Here is a 19313-nt window from a genome sequence, read left to right as displayed (position 1 = left end):
AGTTTGGGCCCATCCTCTCCGGATGGGCCCAAACAAATTGTCTAAACTTTCGTGTCACTTGACCACAGAAAATCTTCCCCGCAAGGATTTCTCCTTCAAATTAGCCAAATGAAGCTGAACTCAAGCAGGCAATCATGAAGATACCTCGGTGGAGCACCAGAAAACATGCACATCAGACTTCTTTCCACACCAGTCGCACGGTTGTAGAACTTCCTGTTCTAAGCGTGCGGCAACACTATCTTCCAAAGCTGCCCAAATGTAGATGTCAGTGGCATCGTCAGTTTCTCCTGCTGATGTCTTCTCCGCTAGGGTGCTTTCCACCGGCTTTATTTTTGTCGTCTCCGCCAGCGCGTTCAGTCGCTCCGCCACTGTCGCCACCAGATCCATCCCGGGTAACACCCAAAAAACCTCGGCCCCTGCTAGCACACGCCGATCGGCCTTATGTGGAACCTGCCCAATGACGATGAGTTTCCGCCCTGTACCCGCCTCCCGCTCCGCATTAACCAGTTGCTCCACGGCAGGCAGACCAGCAGGATCGGCCACCAACACTACCTGCTTCGCGCTATCGGGACAATAGTAAAGTAGCTCTTCCTCGGCTGCCGGAAACTGCGCCAAAATTTGGTCCCCCACCTGCACGGTCGCCGCCCAGCGTGCACCTGGACCGGCCTCCACATCGTCCGCGGAAATTACCGCTGGGGGTAGCTCCCCGACAGGCAATCCGCTCAATAGAGTCCCGCTAGACATCATCGGATTAGGGGTAAGCGTACTGGCCGCAGCGGCACTCATTCCGGCATCCTCAGGCGAGAGGAAGGTGACGTCCTTAGCTCCTGCTCCGGCTTCCGTAGCCTGCTCACCCTCGTTAGCAATCCCGGTCACCCCAAAACGCGCCAGATTGTCGTGTACCACCACATCAACCGCGAACTCTCTGATTTGCCCTTCAGATTGCGCCCGTATCGCAGACATCAGGTAAAGTCGCGGCACCACTTGGGTACTTCCCACATTCTCCGGAACCAGCAGTCTCACAGGTCGCAATGGCCCCGAGGGTTCTCCCAGTTCCAAAGGTACATAATCAGTCTCGCCAGTCACGTGGGAACGCAACCAAACCCGCTGAAAAATACGGGTTAGGCGCTGTACCCGAACGACTTTACAGGGTGTTGCCAACCCAAAATTCGTCAAAACCATGCTCCCAGATTACACGCTGCGGGATTGTCGGGATGGTTCACCGTAAATGTCCAGCTACGTTGGTAACCTATTTTTAGCCTGCTTGATGCAGGCCGCACCAGCCTCCGCTACAGGATAAAGGACTAATAATGACCGCGAATAACGTTGCACCAACCCTTAGAGTTGGAGTTGTCGGCGCTGGGGCGCGCTCACATTTGGCTTTGAAAGCTGAAACAGCGGCTAATCGCGGGAAAATCGTCGCGGTGGTTGATCCCAGCCCGGATACGCCGCGACGGATGAAGCTGCGACTGGGACGGGAAGTCCCTTGGTATCAGACCGTGCCTGAGATGATTTCCGCTGGGGTGGATGTTGCCTTTGTGACCTCGCCCGATGACACGCATGATACAGTGACCGTGCAGCTGCTGGAAGCGGGGATTCCAGTGTATTTGGAGAAGCCCTTAGCAATTACTTTGACGGGCGCCAATGAGATCCTGGAAGCCGCCTACCGGAGCGGAACACGCCTTTATGTCGGCCACAATATGCGACATATGAATGTGGTGCGGCAGATGCGCCAAATTATTCAGCGCGGTGAGATTGGTGAGGTGAAAGCCATATGGTGCCGCCATTTTGTGGGCTCGGGCGGGGATTTCTATTTTAAGGATTGGCATTCGCAACGCCGTCATGTGAATGGGCTGCTGTTGCAGAAGGCCGCGCACGATATTGATGTGATGCACTGGTTGGCGGGCTCCTACACGGAGCAGGTTGTCGGCATGGGTGGCCTCACTGTTTACAATCAGGTCACTGCGCGTGGCGGGCAGGGCGATAAACTCATGTCGGAGTGGCATAGCTTGGATAATTGGCCGCCTTTATCGCAAACTGGCTTAGCGGATGTGATTGATGTTGAAGACTTATCCATGATGCTATTGCGTCTGGAGTCCGGTGTTTTCGCCTCCTATGAGCAGTGCCATTACTCGCCTGATTATTGGCGTAACTATACCGTGATTGGTACCGAGGGTAGGCTGGAAAACTTTGGCGACAGCGAGGGCGGGGTCATCCGGGTGTGGAATCAGCGCACCTACTATAATCCAGATGGGGATAGGCAATATCCGATTGTGGGTGACGCTCAGGGACATAATGATGCGGATCAGTTGACGGTGGATGAGTTCATCAGATTCGTGCGTTATGGCGATTCAACAGATACTTCCCCGCTGGGGGCTTGGCATGCGGTGGCCGCAGGGATTGCCGCGACTGACTCGCTGCGTCAGGGGTCAACTCCACGACACATTAGTGCACCGCCGGCAAAGCTTCGGAAATATTTTGAAAGTAATCAGCAGCGAATCTCTTAAGTCGCCAGCCTTTTCATCAACGGTATGCGCGACCCAGTGCGGGCGCATGCACTATCTGCTACCCTATTGGTCCCGGGAGTGCAGGGAAATACAAGATCCATATTGTGGAGAATACTCTGCTCACTGCTTTAGCTGTGCTTTGCTCCCGGCACAACTGCGTATCTGCCCCCTGAGCTGTTTACACAAGGGACGGGGGCCGATTCTACCCGCGACATGTGGTGAACATTACCTGCGCAAATTTGCGTAAAACCCAGTAACCGCGTATAGTTTTTCTTCGTTGGTAAAACTCAATAAAGCGCTCGTAGCTCAATGGATAGAGCATCTGACTACGGATCAGAAGGTTGGGGGTTCGAGTCCCTTCGAGCGCGCTCCACGCACATCAGATTGACCCGATTCTCTGATGTGCGTATTTTTATGTGGACAGTGGTTTGTCACTCTGAAGTAGCGTAACCCTTTGGTCCTGGAAGTAGCAATTCTGGGGTGGCTTGACCCATATCTGAAGTGGGTATATCCGGACTACAGCACTGCTTAGTTAGTTGAGGTAATCACTAATCAGTGCACTTAGGCTAGCTGTGTCATAGATGCACGAAATCGCCTAAATCAAAGGAATGCCACGCGAGTCAGTGGACCAGCGCGGCTGCGTTGAAGCCAAATAGAGGATGCCCTCGATCAGCCCCCAAATATAGGTGACTGGCGAAAGCAAACCGAATGACAGAACGGTCAGTAGGAGTTGCACCAGGCCCAAACCGATTCGTCCCAGATAAAAGTTGTGGATACCAAAAGTGCCTAACAGAATCCCAAATAGGCCAGCGGCAACACGGGATTTAGGGTTGACCAGCGGCTGCTGCGGCTGGATGTAGTAATAGTTTTGCTGGTAACCGTTAGGGTTCGTCATATTGTAACTCCTGTTGGATGCTCATCAAGCTACCCTCTCAGCGCCAAGAAGGAGAGGTTAACACCTTGATTTTACAACAAGTTTCGTGCTCTACATTGGGTCCATTTCAGTTAGGATTGGGTCCATTTCAGTTAGGCCCATTTCAGCTAATCAGCGTTTCCCTAATATGCTGTGTCGCAAACTGTGCCAGTGAGTCGCAAAATCAACCAAAAAACAGCACTTTGCAACACATTGATGCGCTCACTCGAATCGGCTTTGATGAAAAAGACTTGTTTCTCTTACAGAAAGGGTGGCACTTCCTGCTGAAGCAACCCTTGTGCTACTTCTCAACGAGTGGGAGAATCCACCTAAGAAATGGAATTGGGATACCCATGTAAATGTAATGATTATTATTTCCAACCGAGGGGACGCAATCAACTACAGCGTAAGAAGGCAGAGCGGTTTTCCAGCTCACTTGGAGGCGATAGCTGGAGTGGGACGGAGCCGGTAAATCAAGAAGCCGCCCGCCCCGAAAGCAGCGACGGCCAGCAGGGGCAGAGCCCAAATCCCGCTCATCCACCAGGGCTGGGGCAGACCCGCGTCGGCAAGATCTAGTCCGATGCCGAAGCCACGGAAGAATAAAACAACAGCGGCAACAGAAAGTGCCCAACAGACCAAAACTATGGCTTTATGTGAGCCGGTCATGGCCTTGTCTCTAATCAGCAGCACCGCGGCCGCTACTGCCGTAAGGGCGGCAAAAACAAAGCCGAGAGGTAAAACCTCCCACAGCAACACAGCCGCCAACGGCCAAAACATCAGATACCAGATTATGGCTGACTGATTTTTCATCCTGCACCTCATTCCCAGCAGCAAACGTGATTTAGAGAACTTTTTTACCGAGTTAAAGCAACGTTAGCATAGCGACAGGGGGCACCTCTCATACCTTGGAATGAATTTAATGCGAAGACTCAGCAAACCCATTTTCGCTTCCTCCACATGGTGCTATTCTTTTCCTAAGTTCTACTGGCTCCCACTGGAGGGAAAATTCTCATGGATTCCAAGACCAATAGTCGAGTACCTTTCATCAGCCAGTTGGCGTTTGTGGGCGTCCTGGCTGTCATGTTCCTACTGGACAATGCCGCACCGGCGTTGCCGGGAGTGCCCATGAAAACAGTGTTTATTGTGTTACTGTCCATCGCTCTAATCGCCGGGCTGGTTTACATGCTGCGTGGTGGCTTCAGCAAAGCACGTAAAGCAATCTACGGAGTGGGCACAATCCTTAGTTTCGCGGGACTGATTTCTTTCCTGATTCCGCAGTCTTTGACCACAATCAATCTGGCGGGAGGAATCGCAGTCATCGCGGGTATCATAGTTGCGCTAGCTGCCAGTTTGCCGTTGCAATCACGCGCTAGCTGACTACCCTAGCAAGCATGAAACAGCTTATCCTTGCATGGAGTTCACCCTCCGCAAGAATAAGCTGTTTCCTATTTCGATATCGTAAAGGAAAGTAGAGAGTCATCTTGGGAGCCCTTTTGGTAGCAATGAAAAACAATCTCTGCTAAGAGCCCAAGGTCTGCTGCCTTACAGCTAGGCAGCTTAAATGTTAGATTGTCCGTCACCGCCATCTTAGACTTGTAGACATCCATGTAATCTTTATCGTGGATTCGCTGATTGATGATGCTGCCGCTAGGGGTAGCGGATTGCTCAACCTTGATCACATCCGGTTCCTGCGCAAGCAGCGCATGCAGATTGTTCCTAAACTCAGGGTTGCCTGCAATACCCGATCTAACCTGCAAATCTATTGCATATTCTTCACCGCTAGCGCGAGATAGATCATCCCATAAATGACCCATATGGTAACTAAGATAAAGTTCCGTTCGGGGTTTCATTTGCTGAGGAATCAAAAAATCTACAGAGGACAACTCCCAAGTCCCCAGCCTTTCCATAGCAGCCGAGGCTGCACAGACTATTTGGCCAATCCCCAAGGGGCCAGTATGCTCAGAATCAATAACGCTAAAGTCAATGAAGATGCCCGGCATAACAGACCCTTTATCAAGCATACTGGGCTGAAAAACATAATAGGCGTCATGAATTTCGACTCCATTGACCGGATTGCCAAGACTTGCCCCATTGCTTATGCCACTAAGCGCAGAGAACATATCGAGCGCATACTCTGGATCAAACAAGCCTTGATCCAAAGCATTTTTCAAGCCCTGATTCGCAACCAGTCGACCCGACAACCGAACAGCTAAGTTCCCCCGAAACGGGCCCGTAGTCTGTGTCTTAAACCATGACCGGATGGACAAACCAGACACCTCCAACAATGCTTACTATTGCTATTGAGTTTGCCGTCGATTTAACTATTTGACGAAACACGAAACTCCTTGCTATAGTAACTGTGAAGACAACCCCTTGTCCCGCGATTTAGCTTCTTTGAACTGCTGGCCGGGGGATTTCTTCTTTTAATCTGAACCCTATAATCTAACTCTTGGCATTGCTTTGGGCGAAAAACACATATAGAATCCAACAGAGGTGGCGTTCCACCCCGCGATTTAGCTTCTTTGAACTGCGGGCCGAGAGCGCCACCTGTTTATTTCTTGGTTTCAAGCACAGGTGGGACAGCGGGAGTCCCGCACACTGAGGTCGACACAAAAGCACCAGAACCAATAAACCCCGCCATTTCAATGAAGCAGCGGGGTAACCGGAGCCAACTGCGGGAATCGAACCCGCGACCTATTCAAACTCAACCCACCTATTTTCGTAGGATTTGTGGCGAGGGACAACTCTTATCGCGCTAAGCTGTCGCCACAAATGCTACGACTTATATTGCCTAATCATTTTAATGATTTGTTGTTTACCGTGACTTTAATTGCTTTTAGCTTTTCTGTTGTGAGATACTACACGCATGTCAAAAGATTCTGTTAGAGACGTCGTGTTAAAGTACCTGCACCCAGCTAGGATGCAGTCTTATTTGGATATGTGTAATGGGAATAAGAAAAAAGCTCTAGCATTATATGTTTGGCATGCAGAGCTTACTTCAGCTGTCCAGTCTGTTTTGGGTATCACTGAGGTAATGTTGCGCAACGCTATGGATCGAGAGCTTCGTAAATGGTATAAAGACACGGGCACCGAAGATTGGCTACTTGACTTGGTTCCCCGCGACCCTGTAAACCCTCGACGTCATATTGTAAGGGGCGGGAGACAGGGCATTCTTGATGTGATAGTTACTAATGATCGTGAACGTGCCTATAGGAGAGCGGTTGCGAGTCTAAGAGGCCGCTCGGTGGGGCACGACGATGTTTTAGCTCAAACCATGTTCGGGTCTTGGGAGCATTTGTTGCCTATTGCCAGCTCGCAAGCTCGCAGTCAAAGCTCAGTTAGACGCAACCAAGTCCGTGAACAACTTTGGGACGAATGTTTCTGCTTTGCTTTCCCAGGCGATACTAGCACTAGAGGGGCCATTACTTTCGGGCGAGTAAATGAGTTGCACCTGCTACGCAATCGCGTCTCTCACATGGAGCATTTGTTTAATACTAATATTGAAAGAAATATGCAAACCGCTTTTGCTTTGCTTGAGTCCATTGATCCCGACTTAAAAGTATGGGTATCGTCGGTTAGTCGTGTTGGCGAGGTTCTTTCAAGGAAACCGTCTTTATAAGTGAAAAAGCCTACAGGCGCATATGTCCCGCAGACTTTTTCTGGTTATAGCGAGGTTGGTTACTCACTCTCCATTGGTTTAACTATAGCACTAGTTAGACTAAGCAATCAACTTATTTGCTTAGTGTATTTCGCTCTCAGGTGGGGGATCAGCTTTCTAGCAGCTTTGGGCCTTCTATATTGCTCAAAGAATACGCCCCGACTGTCAAGAGCCAGGGCATATTCTTTTTTCCTAGAGCATATGCGATTGCCCTGGCTGTGCAGGGTCTGGCCAGTCGGTTGGTAGTGGAGGTCGTGCGTATAGTTCCTGCTCGGCCGAGATTGGCTCAGGTGGCGTTTCTTGGGCTACAGTGCTTATTTGTTCTTGTTCTAGCGCTTCTTGGAGTTGGGGCATTAAGTATTCGATATTGCGTAGGTCAATGTCGATTTCGTTGATGTTGATGATTACTTCGCGTACATCGTTGCCATTGGCGTCTTGTTTTACTGCTTGGCTTGTTTGCCCCTCGATCTTGATGGGCATCCCTTTACGCAGTAGCCGCGCTGTGGCAGCGTTGCCTTTACGCCTATCTGCGCAGAGGTAGAACTGTGCTTGTTTTTCTTTCCACTCCCCTGCTTTCTCGTCGTAGTACCGGGGTGCTACTGCGAGGGTGAAGTAAACGACTGGGTACTTCCCTGTGGTGTCTACCTTTGGGTCTTTTGTCAAACGCCCGTTGAGGTTGATTTGTGTTGCTGTCACGATTAGATCCTTTCAATAGTTGGTACACCGTAAACACCTGCGTTTACGGCATTGCTGGGGTTGCTGGGGTTAAGCAATGTGCTGCAACTTGTTTGTGACTATACTTCGTTTTCTCTTTCCCCAAAAGCTTCAGCTTTCTTGATTTGTGCGCACTTTCCACCTGTTTGTATGGAGAATTATTGGCCACCGATTCGTATCTTTGTGGATTCGAACGAGGTTCGTGTGTACGCTGCTTCGGAGCGGCGTGCAACTATCTCGGGCGAGATTACGCCCGAGGCTGTACTGGATGCTGGGCGCGTGCAGGTTGATTATTTTCATCGGGCTTTAGAAGTAACCATTATTGACAGTGATGGCAGTGCATCCCAAATGGTTATTGAACCAGATGGCAGCACTCACTCATTAATGACTGTAGAGGCCCCCGCCGAGCCGGTACCAGGAACTACATACGCAAAGTCCACTACAGCGGATAAAAGCCATAAGAGTATGGTTGTGAGCGCTGCTGCGGTGGCTGTTGTTATCGGTGCAGCTGGTGGAGCGTTGTTTTTTATGGATGACGTACCGAGGCTCAACTGGTGGAGCAGTCATTCCGCGAGTCCAACAGTTGAAGATTTTCGCGTTAGCCCATACTTGCCTGGAGAGACTGTTTTTAGGCAGAAGCAAAGGGCGGGAAATGAACGTGCCCTAGTGGCTCGGGCTGAGGCGGCAGAAGCTGCGTTGAAAAAGGAGCGAGAGCAAGCTGCACGAAAGCAAGCTTAGATACAAGCTCAGGCGGCTCAGGTTGAAGCTGAACGCAAAACGGCTGCCAATCCTGCACCTAAACCTCAACCTGGGTCGGCTCCTCGGCCAAAACCTGTTCCTAAGTCGCAGCCGCAAACTAAGCCGGCTCCTCGGCCAAAACCCGCTCCACCATCTTCGAGTGGCAATGCGGGCTTTAGCACTAGAGTGTCTACGAATGGATCTGGAGGGGCAAAGTTTGCGGTGACTTTTCGTGGCGGGTCATCGTCTGTGGCAGTCTCGATTGGAGGACAGTCGCAGATTGTCTCGGGTTCTGGGGGGAAAACTGTTACAGTGTCGTTTACCGGTCTGCCGTCTGGCCGGCAGAGTTGGCGAGCCCAGGCCAGTAATGGGTTATCATATAGTGGTTCTGTCACGATTAACTAAGGAAGCTGTTTATGGAGATTACTCTGGAGGAACATAATCTCCCTAAAATTACTTTCGTTATAGATCCGGTTGTGAGACTAGGGAATAGGATAATTATCTATGACGGTATTGCTCATGCTTTTAAGATTGCGGGTCCACATTTCATAGTTCGCACCACAAAATATGTTGATTGGGGGTATCGTGACGTTACTCCTAATCCTCGAGTCCGCTTTGTTGATGATCTGAATGAATTTGTGTATGAGACTCCTGGCGTAAGGGGTCCTCATAAAACCAAGGCACTTAGTACATTCTTAGTGTGGTGGCCAGATTTGTCTATCGCTGAAAAGTTCACCGAGCCACTTCCCGCTTTGAAACGATGGCTAGAGCTAGGGCATCCGGCCAAGCTCTTAGAATCAAGGATTGAACGAACTACAGTCGAAAAAGAGGTAATCGTTCCTTCTGCAGATACAACATTAAACTGTTCCATATCTTTTTCTGTACACGACAAAGATACTCGCCTATATAGTGGAGACAGCTATTTCCGAGCCTATAGGATAGCTACCGGCTACATTTCAGATAATCTCATTAAGATTCACAATAAGTACACATTGGGTAATTTTAGGCAGCTCGGATGGAGAGCCACTTCTAGCCTTGAGATTAATGTAGATTCCACATTTGCTTTCGGCGGCTCGTTACACGAACGAGCAACTGCTGAGACTTTGGCAGAAGAGGGATGGGACGGATTTTCCTGAGAGTACTAGGGGCGGTCAGAGTGTCCGCCCAAAATTATGCAGGTGTGAGATATAACACGCCTGCTTTTATTTTCTTTAGTAGCCTTTCGTGTTCCTCTGTCATTATTTCACATGTTAGCAGGCTGGTTTGCTCACCATGAGTCCTTGATCCCGCGATTAGTGAGACTAATGAGCTAGCTGCTGCAGGTGTCAGACCTAGTGCGGTTAGGGTTTCGTCTTTCCTGGCTTCGGTTTGTTGCCGGCTTTTTCGGTGTTGGGCCGCAAGGGCGCCAGCTCGTATAGTCATTGCGATAGCGTCCGATTCTTTGACTCCGATTTTCATTAGACTCTTGATTACTGGCTCGAGCGCTCCGATTGTATCTAGCCCAATGAATGCGTCTTTGTTTATGGGGGTTATGGATGGTGTTGTGGTGATGTCTTCTTTTAGATCGGCTTTTCTTCGCTGCACTGTCCTTACCTGTCCAGTGGCTTCTCTGACCTTCTCTGAGAGAGTATCCCACGGTGTGGGGCTGTTGAGGACATCTTTCCAGTCGTGGTGAATAATTGCCCAGGCTTCGGAGCAAGCGACGGCGTGAGCGTCGGTTAGTGAGACACTTTCAAGGCTGGAGCTATTTATCCATTTCATTTTTGCTGGGATGAACATCTGTAATCCAGCTGCCAAGGTACTTGCGTAAGCGCTGTCCCAACCGTGTTCTTGGATGCTCTCGATTACGGTCTTGAGTGTCGAGTTTTTACCCATTTTGTTGACCAGTTCAGTTTGTGCTTTAGCCTGGTTTATTTTTTCATATGGGGTAGTTTCTGGGCGTTCTTGACAGTATTCTGCTAGTGCGTAATGTAAGTGTCTCAACGTCCATACAACCGATCTTCCACCGTGGGGCCTAGCATATTCGTCGCGTTCAATTATTCCTCGTTTTTCGAGGCTGCCTAGAACTCTCCTGACTGTGCGTTCTGACAGGTGAGTAACCCGAACAATATCACTATTGGTTGAGATGCTCTCATAGCCGTTTGATCGCTCGATTAGGCTTAATAGCACCAATTTTTCGTTAGGGGTGTAGACGGGGGCGTGGAAGACGATACTACGTAGTTGCGCTTTTTCAGACATCATCCTGCCTGTTCGTGTCGGTATTTCTCCACAGATTCTGGGCAACCGGTTTCTAGCCACTCTCTCCGAGTGGTGGAGTTGTCCTCAAATCTGCCGGCTTTGCGCTCTGACTCGCAATAATCACAGATCCCGTGATACTTGTTTCGGTGGTAGTTGCAATAGCCTTTAGCGGCTTTAGAGACGCTACAGGGTTGTGGTGGTGCGGGTAGCATATCTTTGAGCCTTGAGGCTATAAGCGCGGGTAGGTAGATTACTTCTGCAGGTAAAGGCTTAGCGTCGAGATGGTTGTGAATCTGCTCAACCGTCCATCCTGCATTTAAGAGTCTTTCGACTTGTGCCCAGATTTTGATTAGTCCAGGGATCTCTGTGACTTTCATGTGCCCTGGCAGACAAGCGTAAGCGGTCTGCGCTTGTTCTTCGGTTAAAGCAATATAGATTCCGTTCCTGCCCTCCCCTGCCGTCTGGTCTGAGTCGGGTTGTTCGTGTTGGGAGGTAAGGAAAGATTTATCTTTCTTGGAATTAATATCTTTAGATATTAATTGTGCATGGGTTGACCGTGCCACGGTGTGCCGTTGCAACGGAAACTCACGCAACGGGGAAGTTGGAGACTCATTTTCCGTTGCGTTATTTTCCACGCAAGGGGCATTTTCTCCGTTGCGTTGATTTCCACGCAACGGGACTACTGTCCCCTCGCGTTGATTTTCACGCAAAGGGGTTACTGTCCCGTTGCGTTGATTTTCACGCGAGGGGCTATTACTGGTTCGTGCAGCTTGTTCTTGAGCAATTGTGTCGCGTTGATGCTGGGCGATTCTTTGCCGCTCAAGGCGCTCGTTATCCTTTGTCGCTTGCTCTATTGCTTCTTTCTTTAACTGATCTAAATCTTGCGTGCCATCTATGTCTAGTGAATCAATCACGCGGCTTAACTCATCAATATCTATCGGAGTTAAAGAGTCATCTACCCGTGCTGGTTGAGATACGCAAGCATGAGGCTTTGTCCCTAACTTTGTTAAGGCTGCACGCGCTTGTTCTTCTGTAGTAGGAACGTCAAACACAATAACTACCTGACGGATCATCCCATCACTATTCCTGGTTGAAAACCGCCAACGATAGCCAGCTACTTCCAGCTCTTTCATGGCTTTAAGAATTGCTGATTGCCCACTGCCTCGACCTAGGAACTGACGGTACCCCAAAGGAGCGTCAGGCGGCATTGACAGCATCGTCGTTAAAAGCCCTAAAGCAGTAAAACTTAGACTCTTGTCGTGCACAGTCTCGTTACGCAAGGCTGTAGCACCCGACCTAACCGCAAAATACTTATCAGCCACGACTCACACCTCAATCACGGTTTGAACACCCTGAGAGGTGTGAGTTTTAGTAGTTTTAGGAGTGATAGCTTCGATAATGTCCGATCTACGGAAAAATCTCTGCTTACCGATCATAACGCTAGGTATCTCTCCTGCCTTAGCCCATCGGTGAAGCGTGGTTCTGGTAACAGGTAGGTACTCTAGTGCTTGAGTGGCATTTAACAATGGATCTTCTTGCAATGAATGGGTTTGTAACATGTAATCTAAATTTGCACAGCAATTAAAGAATGTCAAGCGATACAGTTGCATTGTTTTGTAACATCTTATATAGTTGCAAACATGAACAGCAATTACGGACTATTCGCATTTGATGAAGCGTTAAACATTGCGATAAATCAGCAAATGTTTTACCGGAACATCACCCGAGCACAGCTGGGCGCAGCTATCGGTGTCGCGGGTCAAAACATCAGTGGTCGCTTGCGGGGCCGCATTAAGTGGAGCGCTGAGGATTTAATCCTGACAGCTGAAGCGCTAGGGGTTGAGCTGTCTGCATTAACACCGGTTCGTGAGCAAAAGATAACCCCCGATGGGGAGACCATCGAGGGTTATGTTCCGGCACCGTTTGTGCCGGTAATGGAGCCAACTGCGGGAATCGAACCCGCGACCTATTCATTACGAGTGAATTGCTCTACCGACTGAGCTAAGTTGGCGGCACCTTTACAGGTAACGCAGTTACTTTAGCGAACTTACCTGCAATTGTGCAAATCATCTACCGGCAAACCAGCCCATTTTCAGGAAGCTTACCGTCAATGAAGAAATTGTCGACCGCATCTTTTATACAGTTGCTTGCCCTTGAAGAATAGGCGGTATGATCCCAGCCTTCCTGAGTGACCAGAACCGCCTTCGGCATTTGCTTAGCTAAAGACTGAGCCATCGCCAGTGGGGTTGCCGGATCATGGGTCGTGCCAATCAGGACCATCGGCGGAGTCGTGTCACCCGGATACGATCCTCGCTTCCCGACCGGTTTCACCGGCCAATCAGCGCGAGTATAGTCACCCCAAGCAAAGCTCTTCCACAGCGGCGAAATCTGCTTCAACTCCTTCGCAGCGCTACTCCATTGTGACTCATCAGACAGAGGATAATCCAAATTGTTGATCGCCAAGAAGGCCTCCGTCTGGTTAGAACCGTAAGTGCCATCCGCATTACGTTCATTTAGGACATCCGCCATCCGGAGCAGCATATTCCCGTTAGCGTCGCGAATAGCGAGTTGCAGAGCATTCGTCAACGTATCAAACCACTGGGTGCTGTACATTGCCCCGAACACCGCGGTTTCAGCCAGCGCCTCCGTGAGCTCCCGATCCTTATCATCAGTAGGCAAAGGACGTACCCGCAGGCCATCAAGGAAGTCAATCAGTTGACGCTTACCAGCCTCACCCTCCTTCAACACGCAACTCTCTTTAGCGTAAGTATTACACCAGTCCACATAGTTCCCGATAGAATCATCAAAACCAGCTAGCTGCTGCTTACTTAAATCCTCGAAGCTAACAGAAGGATCAACCACACCATCAAGCACAAAACGGCCCGTATTCTGCGGGAACAACTTCGCGTAGGTGGCACCCAAGAAAGTGCCATAGCTATATCCCAGATAATCCAGCTTGTTCTGCCCCATCAGATGACGCAAAATATCCATGTCGCGGGCAGCTGATTCAGTGTCCACCCACTTCACGACGTCATCCTTCTCCAAGCACTTAGCACCCAGCTCAGCTAATTCCTGGCGGGCTGTCAAACGGCCTTCCTTAGTGGAAACATCAGGAGAATTAGAGGCAGTCTGCTTGTCCTTCTCTTCATCGGTCAGACAAGTAACCGGCGTGGACCATTTCGTACCGCGCGAATCCATGCCGACCACATCGTACTTTTCCATGACCTTATCGGTAAACATGTAGTCGCCGTTTTCAGAGACAAAATCAACCGCAGAGCCACCCGGACCGCCCGGGTTCACTAAAATCGCCGGCCGCGAAGCCCCCTCGTCACCCAGACGCACGGCCATGACCTCCAGATCCCCATTCTGCGGGTTCTGATAATCCTTCGGAGCCTTAAACGTTGCACACAGCGCCTTGTTCCCGTCCGGCACCTCAGATGGGCAAGATTCCCACTTAAAAGACTGACTGTAATAGCTTTCCAACCCGGCAGGGACCTCTACCGTTGACGGGGTCGGAGTCGCCTCCACTACTTTCCCCTCGCCCTGAGAACCAGCTAACCCGCAAGCACCCAAAAACAGAGCGCAAGTAGCCATCACAGCGGCAGGGTATTTCTTTACAGTCACTATTAACCTCCAAAGCAAGTAATCCTAATAGAAGAATACGGTACCTGCGGAAAGAAACGTATCGTACTCAAGGACGAATCAGAAAACTCTAGCTTTGCGGACGCAAAGTAATCATCATCGCTTCCACCGCTAACTGCGGCGGCACGTTACCGGCAATACGCTTACGCGCCTGCGCTATCGCATCCATCCGGGCCAGCGTCTGCTCAGTTGAAGACTGCGCAGCCAACTCATCAACCAGCGGAGCCAAATCAGTATTAATCACCGAAATCTCAGAACCCAACTGGCGAACCACCACGTCACGGTAGAAACTCAACAGATCAACCAGCGCAAAATCCAGCTCATCACGCTGCCGGCGGGTCGCGATCCGCTGCTGCTTCTCTTCCTCGTCCTTAATCTGGCTACGAATCGCAGGAGGGATACGTTCCTTCTCATCATAGCCGAGGGTGCGTTTCAGATCCGCAATCGCCTGGGGAGCCTCCCGGTCCAAATAATCCTTCGCTACTTGACTGGTTCGATCAACCAGCTGCTTCGCCTCATAGACGGCCTCCGGGGCGGAACGAACCCGCACAATCTTCGTGATGCGCTCACGTCGAATCGCGCGCATTTCCTCATCCATAGCGAGGGGGCGGGCCCGCCCAATATGGCTCTGCGCAATCCGGGCCGCCTGCAAAGCAATCTCAGGGGAAATTGGCCCCTCTGGTCGCGTCGCAGACTCCTCAACCAGGTAGCTGGCAACGGCATCTGCCGGGGGAATCCGCAAAGCCACATTCCGGCAGCGCGAACGAATAGTAGTTAGCACATCCTCAGGCGAGGGCGTACACAGCAGCCACACGGTCCGCTCTGGTGGCTCCTCAATGGCTTTCAATAAAGTATTCGTGGTCCGCTGTACCATCCGGTCCGCGTCCTCCACAATGATGACGCGCCAACGTCCCTCCTGCGGCGCCGCATAGGCGCCAGAGACCAGCTGCCTGACCTCTTCAATAGAAATCACCACCTTCTGCGTGCGCGAAGTAGTCACATCCGGATGCGTATCAGCCAGAACCGCACGGCAGCCCTCACAGACACCGCAACCAACCTGCGGACCAGTGCACTGCAAAGCCGCCGCGAAAGCGCGCGCCGCCGTGGACCGGCCGGAACCGGGCGGACCAGTAATCAGCCAAGCATGCGTCATGGAGCGTTCCTGCTCCAATGGCGTCGCGTCAGCTGCCGTGGCCGGGGCCGAGGAAGCCCCCTCGGCTATTCGCCTTTCCACAATATGCCGAGCCGCCTCAGCAGCAGCGGTAAGCACCTCAGCTGCGGCGGACTGGCCAATCAGCTTATCCCAAACCGTCATGCTAGTTCACCCGGTCTGGGAGTGGGCCGAAACGGGACTCACACAGTTGGCGCACATGAGCCCACACCTGCTGCTCGATCGCCTCAACTGACTGGGCGGCATCAACCACCACGAAACGCTCCGGGCGCTCCTCAGCCAGCGACAAGAAACGCTCACGAACCATCAGGTGGAACTCCCGAGACTCCCGCTCCAAACGGTCAGTGGCCTCACCGCGGCGAGAAAACAACACATCCGGATCAGCATCCAAAAGAATCGTCAAATCAGGGAGCAGCCCCTCCGTCGCCCACAACGAGATCGCTTCCACCGCGTCACCCAGGCCGCGGGCACCGCCCTGATAGGCGATCGAGGAATCCAGGTAGCGGTCGGTCAGCACAATGCCGCCCGCCTCCAAAGCGGGACGAACCTTAGTTGCCACATGGTAGGAACGATCCGCGGCATACATCAATACTTCCGCCCGCGGATTCAAATCATCCACATCATGTTGGATCAGGCGACGCAACTGTTTTCCCATCTCAGTGCCACCGGGCTCCCGCGTCACCGTGATGGGACGGCCAAAAGCCTCACAGCGCTTCCGTAAAAGCGCTATCTGAGTGGTTTTACCGACCGCTTCACCGCCCTCAAAGGAAAGGAAAATCCCCGGATAGTTACGCGGATCCGCTGCGGTCTGCAATGGGTTCGTCATAGTCATAGTTCCTATACTACCCAGCCGGCGGGACAGATTGGCGCCCGAAAACTACTTGGGGGAAGATTTCTTCGCTGCCGGCTTCTGAGCGGCAGTCTTCTTCGCGGTAGCCTTCTTGGCGGTAGCCTTCTTCGTAGCGGCCTTCTTCGTGGTCCGTTTCTTAGCTGGACCCTTCGCCCGCTTCTCCGCCAGCAAGTCAATGACCCGCTCCTCAGAGATTTCCTCCACCGACTCTGAACGCGGCACCGTCACATTCGTGGTGCCATCCGTAATATAGGGGCCAAAACGACCATCCTTAATCACAATCTTCTTACCGGAAGTCGGGTCCTCACCAAACTCACGCAACGGCGGCTTCGCAGCCGCCCGACCACGGGTCTTCGGCTGCGCATAAATCGCCAACGCCTGCTCCAAAGTCACCGTGAACATCTGCTCCTCAGACTCCAAAGAGCGCGAATCCGTACCCTTCTTCAAATAAGGACCAAAACGACCATTCTGGGCGGTAATCATCTCACCAGACTCCGGGTCAACACCCACCTCACGCGGCAGCGACAACAAACGCAAAGCATCATCCAAAGTCACCGACGACAAATCCATCGTCTTCAACAAAGACGCGGTGCGTGGCTTCGGGGCCTTCACCTTCCGCTTCTTCCCAGATTCCTCCGGAACTTCCACCTCCGGCAAAACCTCAGTCACATAAGGACCATAGCGGCCATTCTTCGCCACAATCACATGGCCACTATCCGGATCAACACCCAGCTCACGGCCATCATCAGCGGAAGCAGCAAACAGCTCCTTCACCTTTTCCTCAGACAACTCATCCGGCGCAATATCATCGGGGACTGAGGCGCGGGAACCATCCTCGGCCTCCAAATAAGGCCCATAACGGCCCACCCGCAGCTCCACGCCGGGAGCCACCTGCAAAGAATTCACGGCCCGGGCATCAATATCGCCCAGATCCTCAACCTCTTTCCGTAAACCACCAGGCAGCGCCTCAGAGACCTGCAAGTCACCCTCACCCAGGTAGAAAGCGCCCAGCCAAGACGGGCCATCCAGCTCACCCGAAGCGACCTTATCCAAATCCTGCTCCATCAAAGCGGTGAAATCATAATCCACCAGGCCACCCAGATTCTCCTCCAGCAGGCGAGTCACAGAGAACGCCAACCAAGACGGAATCAGCGCCTGACCGCGGCGCAACACATATCCGCGATCCATAATCACCGAAATCGTAGAAGCATACGTGGAAGGCCGGCCAATGCCCAGCTCCTCCAGCTTCTTCACCAAAGAAGCCTCCGTGAAGCGCGCCGGCGGAGTCGTATCATGCCCGGCCGCCTCAGTGGACCGCACGGTCAGCTGCTGACCGACCTCCAGCTGCGGCAAACGCTCATTCTTACCGGACTTATTCTTCCGGTCTTCCTCGTCCCGGCCCTCCTCATAGGCGGCCAAGAAACCCTTAAAAGTCACAATCGTGCCAGACGCCGTGAAAGTTACCGGCACCATGCCGGTTGTCGGCAGGCTCTCAATGCCGAGGGCGTCCGCCGACAAATCTGCGCCCACAGTGACAGTCGCAGTCTCCACAATCGCCGACTTCATCTGCGAAGCCACAGTACGCTTCCAAATCAGCTCATACAGGGCCAGTTCACGCGGACTGAGCTTACCGCCAGCCTGCTCCGCCACCTGCTTCGGGGTGCGGAAATGATGGCCGGCAGGACGGATAGCTTCGTGAGCCTCCTGCGCGCCCTTCGCTTTCTTACCGTAACGGTTAGGCTTATCCGGAATCGAATCCGCACCATACAGCTCAGTGGCTTGCGCCCGTGACGCCTGCACTGCCTCATTAGAAAGGTCAGTGGAGTCTGTACGCATATAGGTGATGTAACCGTTCTCGTACAGGGTCTGGGCGGCCCGCATCGTGTCACGCGCAGCCATCCGCAGCTTCCGGGAGGCCTCCTGCTGCAAGGTCGAGGTAGTAAACGGCGGAGCCGGATGACGCTTCGACTGCTTAGTCTCCAGATTCTCCACCTTCGACGCAGCCTGCTTGAACTGCTGTGCGATTGCTTCCGCGCCCGCCTCACCCAGCACCAGGGTTTCATTCTTCTCGGCGGCAGCCTTCAGCTGACCGGCATCCGTAAAGTCCTTACCGGCCGCAATCTTACGTCCCGCCAAGGTTGAGATACGGGCGGTAAAATCCCCCTCGGCCCCCTCAGCGGTCGCCAAAACTGCGGAAACATCCCAGTAATTCACGGAAACATGCGCCATGCGTTCGCGTTCACGGTCCACCACCAGGCGGGTCGCAACCGACTGGACACGACCGGCCGACAAGCCAGCCCCAACCTTACGCCACAGCAGCGGAGAAACCTCATAGCCAACCAGACGGTCCAAGATGCGGCGAGTCTCCTGCGCATCCACGAGGGCGTCATTCAAGTCTCTAGTTTCAGTCAAAGCCCGGTCGATAGCTTCCCGCGTGATCTCATGGAAAACCATGCGCTTTACCGGAATCTTCGGTTTCAGGACTTCCAGCAGATGCCAGGCGATGGCCTCCCCTTCACGGTCCTCATCAGTTGCCAGATAGAGCTCATCAGCATCCTTCAAAGCCCGCTTGAGCTCAGTGACTTTTTTCTTCTTATCGGAATCAATCACATAGTAAGGGGTGAAACCATCCTCCACATTCACCGCGAACTTACCGTAAGGACCCTTCTTCATGCTGGCGGGAAGCTCAGAAGGCTGCGGCAGGTCACGGATGTGACCCACTGAGGCTTCCACAGTGAACTCATCACCCAGCAAAGCTCCAATGGTGCGTGCTTTCGCGGGAGATTCGACAATGACCAGCTTTGTACCCAAAATGTTTATCCTTCATTACAATGTGTCTGATGCGAACACTATCCCTTCAATTAAGGGCAGGTCAATTCGAT

17 protein-coding genes and 2 tRNA genes are annotated in these 19313 nt (G+C 52.1%); 6 read left to right on the top strand and 13 right to left on the bottom strand.

Annotated elements, in window-relative coordinates:
• Positions 1 to 132 precede the first annotated feature (132 nt).
• On the bottom strand, positions 133 to 1086 hold the full coding sequence (locus BM477_RS05660) for an SIP domain-containing protein (protein ID WP_158024380.1): 954 nt from the start codon (positions 1084 to 1086) through the stop codon (positions 133 to 135).
• A gap of 224 nt (positions 1087 to 1310) precedes the next feature.
• On the opposite strand from BM477_RS05660, the gene BM477_RS05655 reads away from it, so the two are divergent.
• Both BM477_RS05655 and BM477_RS05650 read left to right on the top strand, forming a co-directional pair.
• Positions 1311 to 2507 carry a Gfo/Idh/MocA family protein gene (locus BM477_RS05655; protein WP_075361700.1) on the top strand — a complete coding sequence of 399 codons (1197 nt, stop codon included), beginning with the start codon at positions 1311 to 1313 and terminating at the stop codon, positions 2505 to 2507.
• Between the two features lie 295 nt (positions 2508 to 2802).
• Positions 2803 to 2875 (top strand) — tRNA-Arg (locus BM477_RS05650).
• 227 nt (positions 2876 to 3102) lie between these two features.
• Here BM477_RS05650 and BM477_RS05645 read toward each other — a convergent pair.
• Both BM477_RS05645 and BM477_RS05640 read right to left on the bottom strand, forming a co-directional pair.
• Positions 3103 to 3402, bottom strand: coding sequence for a TM2 domain-containing protein (locus BM477_RS05645; protein ID WP_075361699.1), 300 nt, complete (start codon positions 3400 to 3402; stop codon positions 3103 to 3105).
• Positions 3403 to 3852: 450 nt separating this feature from the next.
• Entirely contained in the window at positions 3853 to 4230 is a 378-nt protein-coding gene (locus tag BM477_RS05640; RefSeq protein ID WP_075361698.1) for a hypothetical protein, read from the bottom strand.
• A 201-nt stretch (positions 4231 to 4431) separates the two neighbouring features.
• On the opposite strand from BM477_RS05640, the gene BM477_RS05635 reads away from it, so the two are divergent.
• Positions 4432 to 4797 (top strand): hypothetical protein, encoded by a 366-nt coding sequence (locus BM477_RS05635; protein WP_075361697.1) that lies wholly within the window; start codon positions 4432 to 4434, stop codon positions 4795 to 4797.
• A gap of 68 nt (positions 4798 to 4865) precedes the next feature.
• Here the strand turns inward: BM477_RS05635 and BM477_RS05630 are convergent, their stop codons facing one another.
• On the bottom strand, positions 4866 to 5567 hold the full coding sequence (locus BM477_RS05630; RefSeq protein ID WP_158024378.1) for a hypothetical protein: 702 nt from the start codon (positions 5565 to 5567) through the stop codon (positions 4866 to 4868).
• A 746-nt stretch (positions 5568 to 6313) separates the two neighbouring features.
• Here BM477_RS05630 and BM477_RS05625 point away from each other — a divergent pair.
• Positions 6314 to 7039 carry a hypothetical protein gene (locus tag BM477_RS05625; protein ID WP_158024376.1) on the top strand — a complete coding sequence of 242 codons (726 nt, stop codon included), beginning with the start codon at positions 6314 to 6316 and terminating at the stop codon, positions 7037 to 7039.
• 231 nt (positions 7040 to 7270) lie between these two features.
• On the opposite strand, the gene BM477_RS05620 is transcribed toward BM477_RS05625, so the two are convergent.
• Entirely contained in the window at positions 7271 to 7774 is a 504-nt protein-coding gene (locus tag BM477_RS05620; RefSeq protein WP_075361695.1) for a single-stranded DNA-binding protein, read from the bottom strand.
• Between the two features lie 168 nt (positions 7775 to 7942).
• Here BM477_RS05620 and BM477_RS05615 point away from each other — a divergent pair, with 168 nt between their 5' ends.
• Positions 7943 to 8530, top strand: a complete 588-nt coding sequence (locus tag BM477_RS05615) for a hypothetical protein (RefSeq protein ID WP_143230220.1) — start codon at positions 7943 to 7945, stop codon at positions 8528 to 8530.
• A 416-nt stretch (positions 8531 to 8946) separates the two neighbouring features.
• Complete coding sequence (locus tag BM477_RS05610) at positions 8947 to 9666, top strand: hypothetical protein (protein ID WP_075361693.1); 720 nt, start codon at positions 8947 to 8949, stop codon at positions 9664 to 9666.
• A 34-nt stretch (positions 9667 to 9700) separates the two neighbouring features.
• Here BM477_RS05610 and BM477_RS05605 read toward each other — a convergent pair whose 3' ends face one another.
• From BM477_RS05605 to topA, 8 genes are all read right to left on the bottom strand, one after another.
• Positions 9701 to 10771, bottom strand: a complete 1071-nt coding sequence (locus BM477_RS05605) for a helix-turn-helix transcriptional regulator (protein ID WP_075361692.1) — start codon at positions 10769 to 10771, stop codon at positions 9701 to 9703.
• The gene (locus BM477_RS05600) at positions 10768 to 12090 is read right to left on the bottom strand and encodes a hypothetical protein (RefSeq protein ID WP_075361691.1); all 1323 of its coding nucleotides are present in this window, start codon (positions 12088 to 12090) and stop codon (positions 10768 to 10770) included. Before BM477_RS05600 ends, BM477_RS05605 begins: the two co-directional genes overlap by 4 nt.
• 3 nt (positions 12091 to 12093) lie before the next feature.
• A complete protein-coding gene (locus BM477_RS08630) occupies positions 12094 to 12327 on the bottom strand; it encodes a helix-turn-helix domain-containing protein (RefSeq protein WP_425425750.1) in 234 nt (77 codons plus the stop codon).
• A gap of 376 nt (positions 12328 to 12703) precedes the next feature.
• Positions 12704 to 12779, bottom strand: a tRNA-Thr gene (locus BM477_RS05590).
• Positions 12780 to 12838: 59 nt separating this feature from the next.
• A complete protein-coding gene (locus tag BM477_RS05585) occupies positions 12839 to 14392 on the bottom strand; it encodes an alpha/beta hydrolase (protein ID WP_084543750.1) in 1554 nt (517 codons plus the stop codon).
• A gap of 88 nt (positions 14393 to 14480) precedes the next feature.
• A complete protein-coding gene (locus BM477_RS05580) occupies positions 14481 to 15725 on the bottom strand; it encodes a DNA polymerase III subunit delta' (protein WP_075361689.1) in 1245 nt (414 codons plus the stop codon).
• A 1-nt stretch (position 15726) separates the two neighbouring features.
• On the bottom strand, positions 15727 to 16407 hold the full coding sequence (gene tmk / locus BM477_RS05575) for a dTMP kinase (protein WP_075361688.1): 681 nt from the start codon (positions 16405 to 16407) through the stop codon (positions 15727 to 15729).
• 51 nt (positions 16408 to 16458) lie between these two features.
• Complete coding sequence (topA, locus tag BM477_RS05570) at positions 16459 to 19242, bottom strand: type I DNA topoisomerase (RefSeq protein ID WP_075361687.1); 2784 nt, start codon at positions 19240 to 19242, stop codon at positions 16459 to 16461.
• Positions 19243 to 19313: the final 71 nt, after the last annotated feature.

Origin of the sequence: Boudabousia marimammalium (assembly GCF_001936115.1) — a bacterium.
GTDB classification, from domain to species: domain Bacteria; phylum Actinomycetota; class Actinomycetes; order Actinomycetales; family Actinomycetaceae; genus Boudabousia; species Boudabousia marimammalium.
Note: the sequence above shows the minus strand (reverse complement) of the source record. Positions and strands in the feature narration are given on the sequence as shown.